This window comes from Oleiphilus sp. HI0066, assembly GCF_001635725.1.
In genome coordinates this window covers 1-635 of record NZ_LWFH01001287.1, presented here as the reverse complement: position 1 = coordinate 635, position 635 = coordinate 1, and the positions used below count along the sequence as shown (strand labels likewise).

General features: G+C 44.9%; 1 protein-coding gene. It reads right to left on the bottom strand.

The features are described from left to right. Positions 1-635 (bottom strand): hypothetical protein (locus A3738_RS31260; RefSeq protein WP_197473914.1); only part of this gene is annotated, 635 nt, incomplete at both ends.

The window sequence follows — 635 nt, the reverse complement described above, 5'->3', positions numbered from 1 at the left end:
GTGATTAACACTTAGAGCCAAAACTTGAGCTTGCTCGAGAATGCTGCTGATTGGAAAGTTATCAATAGTAATGCTGGCGTCATACCAAGATTGTGTTTGAGAAAGATTATAAAAACTCGCACCGATGATTGCTTGAATAACGTCATCAGAATCGTTTTGAGCAAGGGCGGAATCATCTGAAATGTCGATCAGCTCGCTGATCAGAGGCGAGTTACTGAGTTGAAATGTTTCCATAACCCAGCGTTCTGCAAATTCTATATTGCCACGGGTTAAGCCTCCTGGGAGATTAAGCGCAGTCGCTACGATTAGATGACTTAGTGCAGAGACTTTCGCATGCTTTTCACCGAAGCTATCTGTTGCAATCAGCCCTAACAATTGAAAGCTGTCGTCCACGTAGCTTTGTTCTCCAAATGCACTTAAGACACCTGAGTGTTCCGCAATACAGCCCTCAAGCAACTCACAGGTCATGGTAGTGACAACTGGTTGGGCGCTGATTTGAATGAGTAAAGGCTGTTCTTCGTCGTGATTAATATTGAGGGAGAAGCGCCCATTTGAATCTGTGGACGTTGTCGACAATAAACTTAGGCTGCCATTTTCTTCGGAGACTCGGTATGTGCTGACGACGCCTTGGCTAA